At 36.9% G+C, this 6,613-nt stretch carries 6 protein-coding genes and 1 pseudogene; 1 reads left to right on the top strand and 6 read right to left on the bottom strand.

Going from position 1 to position 6,613, the window contains the following annotated elements:
• Positions 1-516 precede the first annotated feature (516 nt).
• Positions 517-870, top strand: a complete 354-nt coding sequence (locus FYJ33_RS15575) for a helix-turn-helix transcriptional regulator (RefSeq protein ID WP_001227347.1) — start codon at positions 517-519, stop codon at positions 868-870.
• Positions 871-929: 59 nt separating this feature from the next.
• Here FYJ33_RS15575 and FYJ33_RS15580 read toward each other — a convergent pair whose 3' ends face one another.
• The 6 genes and pseudogenes from FYJ33_RS15580 to FYJ33_RS15605 all read right to left on the bottom strand — a co-directional run bounded on the left by FYJ33_RS15580 (position 930) and on the right by FYJ33_RS15605 (position 6,452).
• Positions 930-1,061, bottom strand: coding sequence for a cysteine-rich KTR domain-containing protein (locus tag FYJ33_RS15580; RefSeq protein ID WP_080961458.1), 132 nt, complete (start codon positions 1,059-1,061; stop codon positions 930-932).
• 154 nt (positions 1,062-1,215) lie between these two features.
• The gene (tet(M), locus tag FYJ33_RS15585) at positions 1,216-3,135 is read right to left on the bottom strand and encodes a tetracycline resistance ribosomal protection protein Tet(M) (RefSeq protein ID WP_154532834.1); all 1,920 of its coding nucleotides are present in this window, start codon (positions 3,133-3,135) and stop codon (positions 1,216-1,218) included.
• Positions 3,136-3,150: 15 nt separating this feature from the next.
• Positions 3,151-3,198 (bottom strand): annotated as a pseudogene (locus FYJ33_RS17165) (hypothetical protein); the annotation flags it as partial.
• A 313-nt stretch (positions 3,199-3,511) separates the two neighbouring features.
• Complete coding sequence (locus tag FYJ33_RS15595; RefSeq protein ID WP_001857137.1) at positions 3,512-4,426, bottom strand: conjugal transfer protein; 915 nt, start codon at positions 4,424-4,426, stop codon at positions 3,512-3,514.
• 17 nt (positions 4,427-4,443) lie between these two features.
• Positions 4,444-5,445: a bifunctional lytic transglycosylase/C40 family peptidase gene (locus tag FYJ33_RS15600; protein WP_000769868.1), complete on the bottom strand. Its 1,002-nt coding sequence runs from the start codon at positions 5,443-5,445 to the stop codon at positions 4,444-4,446.
• Positions 5,442-6,452 carry a hypothetical protein gene (locus FYJ33_RS15605; protein ID WP_456237453.1) on the bottom strand — a complete coding sequence of 337 codons (1,011 nt, stop codon included), beginning with the start codon at positions 6,450-6,452 and terminating at the stop codon, positions 5,442-5,444. Before FYJ33_RS15605 ends, FYJ33_RS15600 begins: the two co-directional genes overlap by 4 nt.
• Positions 6,453-6,613 lie beyond the last annotated feature (161 nt).

A 6,613-nucleotide genomic window follows, 5' to 3' on the forward strand; every position in this document is an offset into this window, starting at 1 on the left:
CTTTATAAATATTAGTTTTTATAAGCATAATTACCTCCAAAAATTTATGAAATAATTATAACTTATAAAAACAATTTCATGCATTCTTAAACGATCGTTTATTTACATATTTATTGTAGCATTTATATAAAAAAGTTCTGAATAGCCAAAAAAGCATATAAACAGATTTATTTCTCTGTTTACATGCTTCTGTTATTCTATCTATATGATTTATAAAACCACATTGGTGGACGTACTTATCTATTGCAGATAGACGACTTTTTTTGACAAGAACCCAATGTAAGGAAATTTATTGTATATGATGTACTTCATGGCGACGTTGACCTCCAACAAACCGCCATTTGGAAGTAATATACAATATTTTAACAGCGTAAATAGCACTACCATATAACGGTTTTTTTTATTGGCGTTTAGTAGTGCTTTTTATTAAATATAAACCTATAAACCATATAACACGTTTTTCTATACCTGTTTTTAATTCAGTAGGAACAATAAAATGTATAGAGGTGGTCTACTATGCGTAAAAAAGAAGATAAATATGATTTTAGAGCCTTTGGTTTAGCCATTAAAGAAGCTCGATTGAAACGAGGTTTAACTCGTGAACAAGTGGGAGCATTGATTGAAATTGACCCACGGTACTTAACTAATATTGAAAATAAAGGGCAACACCCCAGCATACAAGTTCTTTATGACCTTGTATCGTTACTTCATGTTTCCGTTGATGAATTTTTCTTACCTGCTAATAACTTGGTAAAAAGCACCCGACGATTACAGATAGAGAAATACATGGATAGCTTTACAGACAAAGAACTATCCTTAATGGAATCTTTAGCCAGCGGTATCAACGAAGCAAGAAACATCGAAGACTAATTAAAAGAATCCATACATAACGGAAAGAGCCGATAAAATGAGATTGTATTAATCTCATTTTATCGGCTCTGCGTCTTTGCGTCTGGCTCTGTAATCACAGTTACTTTGAACTGCTTTATTTCAATTAAATTTTCTTGTCTGCATTTCGGACAATAGAGGGGGAATTTTTTTAATTCAGTATCTTCCCTTATCTTTAATCATGTTTTATTTCCACATACAGGACACAATATCCACTTGTAGTTTATAATAACTATCTCCTCCTTTACACTTTAATTCAAATCTTTATTAAAAAATATTTCATCTTATTTAACAAGAAACCATATTTATATAACAACATAAAATACACTAAGTTATTTTATTGAACATATATCGTACTTTATCTATCCGACTATTTGGACGACGGGGCTGGCAAACAGGTTCACCGGTAGTAACATGGTACCCTTTTAACTCTGTTAAACAAACACTACGTCCATTTGTAAAGAAAGTTAAATCACTACGATATTCTTGAATACACCGAGCAGGGATTTCTCCACTAAGAATGACCTCATTATTTTTCAATTGAGTGTCTACGATGTTCGCACAATATTTAGGAGCATCGTTGTATGCTCGTGAAAGATATTCCTGTGGCGCATAAATTTTAAAACTAAGATATGGCTCTAACAATTCTGTTCCAGCTTTTTTTAAGACTTGTTCCAATACAATAGGAGCAAGCATCCGAAAATCTGCTGGGGTACTAACAGGGCTATAGTATAAGCCATACTTAAAACAGATTTTACAGTCCGTCACATTCCAACCATACAATCCTTGTTCACAGCCATAGCGTATCCCTTCCATAACTGCATTTTGAAATGATTGATTTAAGTATCCAAGAGAAACCGAGCTCTCATACTGCATTCCACTTCCCAACGGAAGCGGTGATACAGATAAACCAATGGAAGCCCAGAAAGGATTTGGCGGCACTTCGATGTGAATGGTATATTCTGCATTTTTTAACGGTCTCTCCATATAAATGACTGTAGGCTCTTTTAGTTCTATCTCCACATGATACTTTTCTTGCAACAGTGCACTAATCACTTCCATTTGTACTTTCCCTAAGAAAGAAAGTATAATTTCATGTGTCGTAGAATCCACGTAATATCGTAGAAGCGGATCACTATCTGAGATTTCCAAAAGGGCATCAAGCAACATTTCTCTCTGTTCAGGTTTACTCGGTTCAACAGTTGTTTGTAGTAGAGGGTGCGGATTTTCAATCTTTTTTCTCTGTGGCAATAGTTTTGTATCTCCAAGAACACTATTTAACTTCAAAAACTCATTCTGCAAAATAACAATTTCCCCGGAATAAGCCTTATCGATTTTACATAATTCACCATTTATTGAAGTATACATTTCTGTAATTTTTATTTTTTCCTTTTCCGATATTCTAACCGAATCTCGCAAATGCAGTACGCCACTATAAAGACGTATATATGCAAGACGCTGTCTTTTTTCCGAATACTCAATTTTGAAAACTTTTCCGCAAAGTTCAGACTGACCTCGATGTGTTGATGAATAAAATTTATTAGTAATAACTTCTATAAGGTTATCAATCCCTATATTGTTTTTTGCACTTCCGTGATAAACAGGGAACAGAGAACAATTCTGAAATCTTATGCTTTCCTCTTGTTCGAGTTCCAATGCTTCTAATGATTTACCGGACATATATTTCTCCAAAAGGTAATCATTTCCTTCTATTACCGTATCCCATTGTTCAGATTCGGTAAAGTTCATTACACGCATATTAGGATGCAGTTCTACCTTCTGTTTGATTACAATTTCCGCAGAAAGTTTCTCTTTAATATCCTGATAAACCGTTGATAAATCAATTCCATTTTGGTCAATCTTATTGATAAAAAAGATTGTGGGAATACCTATTTTCCTAAGTGCATGAAACAATATACGAGTTTGTGCTTGTACGCCATCTTTTGCAGAAATCAGTAGAATTGCCCCATCTAAAACTGATAATGAACGATATACTTCTGCTAAGAAATCCATATGTCCTGGCGTGTCTATGATGTTCACCTTCGTATTTTCCCACTGAAAAGAGGTTATTCCTGTCTGAATTGTAATTCCTCTCTGACGTTCTAAAAGCGTATTATCCGTCCTCGTTGTACCTTTGTCCACGCTTCCTAATTCTGTAATCGCTCCACTGTTATATAATAAGCTTTCTGTTAAGGTAGTTTTTCCTGCATCAACATGAGCTAAAATTCCAATATTAATAATTTTCATGTGATTTTCCTCCATTCAAAAACCCAAAAGGGCATAAAAATCCCAGTGATAAATACTCTTATCACTGGGATTTTTATGCATAACCATAGGCATACAAAGCATACAGATATTCTCCGGATACTTTAGAATCACATGATAAAGGTATTCTTAAACTGGGTACAAAAAACTAAGCCCTCCTAAAAAAGGACATCCAATTATTTGTTCCCACTATCAAATTGACAGTTTATTTAAGAATACCTTGCCGCATATTTATTAACTCCTTTTAAATAGATACTTAAATAATAGCACGTAAGAGCATATTTGTAAAGGAATCTCCAATTTTTTATCAAAGAGAGTACGTGATTACAAAATAGCTGTAATAATGTACCAATATTTGTTATTCTATAATCTTCCAATTACTCCCGTTCTTTTCAAGTACCAAATCAAATTGAGATACCTGCGTTGCTTTGGTCTGCTGGTCGATATACTCCACTGTCAGCGATACCGTGACTTGATTATCCTTACGATTGTGAATAGGATTTACCAGTTCTTGAAAGATGTACTCTTTTCCGATTGGTTTTAATATCCCGTCATTCACATAGTAGGAAAGTTCACTGGCTGTCGCTGTAGGATAGAGCTTGAAGAACGTCGTTAAAAACTCATTGATTTCATTGGTTGTAATGGAATCAACCGTCCCCTCACTTTCAATGGCTTTTGGTTTATAACTTGATTTCTTAGGTATGTTGGTAATGGTCGGATTCTTAACCAGTACCATATTTCCAGAACCATCTACATAGACACTCACTATATAAGCAGAGTGGACGGTCTTTGTATTTTCTCCCTCTGTAATGAGCTGGTCTACACTGTAGGTTACATTAAACTCATTGTCGCCAGTTGGCTCTACCGTCCATATCTGAAATCCTCTTACAGAAGACGATACAGGAATATCTTTGCGTACTGTATCAACATTGAGAGCTTGAAGTTCATCTGTCAGATAGCCTTTTAGACTTTCCATTCGATTATCAATGGACTTATCGGATTGCTCCCATGAATAGTAGACTTTCGCAAAGTTCTCTACAAAATTTTCTACATGATGAGTATCAACGTATTCCTTTTCTATGATAGTTGTTTCGTGAATAGTATGAGTATCTATAGCTGTAAAGTGCTTGAATATCGCAAAGCTGAAACTAAGCCCTAAAAGTACCCACAAGGCAATCACAACCTTTTTATGAGGATTGACCTTATAGTAGACACGAGGTTTCTTTTCCTTTGGTATCTGTTTTTCTTTATTCTGATTTTTTCTAAATTTCATCATTAAATCTTCCTTTCTCATTGTTTGATTCGTCCTGCTCCCACTAAATGCTGTTGCCAGTAGGGGCTTGTTAAGTCGGCATAACCGATTGGGTCGCCTGCATGAAACATACGGTTATTGCCAAGGTATATCCCAACATGAGTAATATAAGAGCCAGCGTTATAGGTAGAATGAAAGAAAACCAAATCGCCAGCTTGTGCTTCCGATAGTGGGATATGCTGGGTCACATCATATTGCTGTTGTGCGGTTCGTGGTAAGTTAATTCCAGCTTTTCCATACGTCCATTGTGTCAGTCCGCTACAATCAAAAGAAGTAGTCGGGGAAGCTCCACCGTAAACGTATCGCCAGCCCTCATATTTCAGTGCTTCGTCCATGATGGCTTGTACCGTATCATCATCAAACTCTGTTGTGACAAGATACTGCGTTACCAGTTGCACATAAAACATATTGCCATAGTTGTATCGCCAGCCCCCATTGATAGGTATGGCTATGGGATTGGGGTAAGACACTTTTTCGCCACCTGAATACTCTTTTGAGAAACTTTGAGCCAGTTCAAAGGTATATTTATTTCCACGATTAGCCACATACCCTAAGAAACCACCACCATAATTGTAGGACTGGATAACCGATTCTAAATCTACACTGAGCCTTTCGCTACTGGCTAATAATTCACTGAAATACTTCACACCTTGCTTAATGGATTCTTCTGTACTCAATGAATTAGGTGGAAGACCGAGGGATTCCGAGGACTGCATAACATCTTCCGCAGTACCGCCCGATTCCACCTGTATAATCGCAAGAAGTATGTTGACATATTCTTCAACGCCATATTCTTTGGCATATTTTTCTACCATAGGCTTATGAGCCAGCACTTCTGCGGAAACATTCACACCTCCATAATGAATATTGGAAATTCCGCTGTCCTGTTCATCTGAAAATAAAATGGCAACAAACAGAAGCAGTGAGAAGACCATCAAGAATAATCCAGAACCACCAATCACTAAAGTTTTCAACTTCATGGTTTCTTACCGACTTTCTTAATGGTGGCGGTTTTGATTGGTGGTCTACTTCTTGTATTTTGTAGTGGTACTCTTTGAACAGTAGACGGACGTTCTTTTGTGATTGGACGTTGTGAAGTTCTATCTGCTGTAGTGGTTGAAGTTGCTGGCTTTTGAACGGTTTTTTCTTGAACGGTATTGCCTTGGCGTTCCACTTTTGGACTTGAAAAATCGGACTTAACTGCTGGACGCTCTTGTTTGGCTTGTTGAGATTCCTTATATGAAGTCTGAATATTAGACTGTTTTGAGGTCTGTTCATCATGATATTGTTCTTGTCTTGTAGTCGGTCTTTCATGAACAGAAGAAGCAGGCTGTTTTTTCTGTTTGACCTGTTCCATTTCAGAGCGACGCTTCGCAATGGTTTTTCGCCTTTGTTCCTGCTGTTCCTTGCGTCCACTGGCTCTGTCCGCTTTGGTTTGAGAAATACTACTGGTTAAATCACGGACATTCTCTTTTACTTTGGATTTTCCTTGATATACTGCATATCTTGCATTGGTCGGCAAATCTTTAACCTGTTCTTTCAAACCACTAGCAGTGTCTACCATTCTGTCTTTGGTATCAGCTACTGTACCGATGGTTTGACCGATACGTTTTCCAAGTGTTGATTTTTCCTTTCCGTCTGGTCGGGAGTGATCTGCTTGTGTCCTTGCAGAACTCCCCGAACCCGACTGTCCTTTTTTACCTGTAACAATGGCAGACCCAGCCCCTAGAGTAGTCATGGAACGTCCAAGTTTCCGCTGTAGACGGTGCATGTGAGCGTGCATAAGCATACGAGGTTTTCTCATCACACGACTTCCCACACTTTGAGAATCGTTACTCTGTAGAGAAAACATACTCATTAAATCGCCCAGCTTGAAGTAGATTCCTGCAAAGGTCACAATCTGTAGAAAAGCAATCAAAAAGAACGGATAACCAGCCGATAAGGTATAGAGCATGGTTGAAATACTAAATGCTGTCGTAATAATCAATGTGATTCCAGCTCGTGTCAAAATGGTATTAAAGATGGAGCTAGAATATAAATAGTACAAGTTAAAAGTGGATATTTCTCAAAAAGAGTTATAATGAAGATATGATGAATTGGAGGAATTGAAATGAGTAAACAGTATGATAAGGAATTTAAAGAAAATGC

The sequence above is a fragment of the Inconstantimicrobium porci genome, from assembly GCF_009696465.1.
GTDB lineage: Bacteria > Bacillota > Clostridia > Clostridiales > Clostridiaceae > Inconstantimicrobium > Inconstantimicrobium porci.

Coding starts and splice junctions, on each gene's coding strand:
- FYJ33_RS15575 (WP_001227347.1), top strand. CDS start 517: ATGCGTAAAAAAGAAGATAAATATGATTTTAGAGCCTTTGGTTTAGCC.
- FYJ33_RS15595 (WP_001857137.1), bottom strand. CDS start 4,426: ATGAAATTTAGAAAAAATCAGAATAAAGAAAAACAGATACCAAAGGAA.
- FYJ33_RS15600 (WP_000769868.1), bottom strand. CDS start 5,445: ATGAAGTTGAAAACTTTAGTGATTGGTGGTTCTGGATTATTCTTGATG.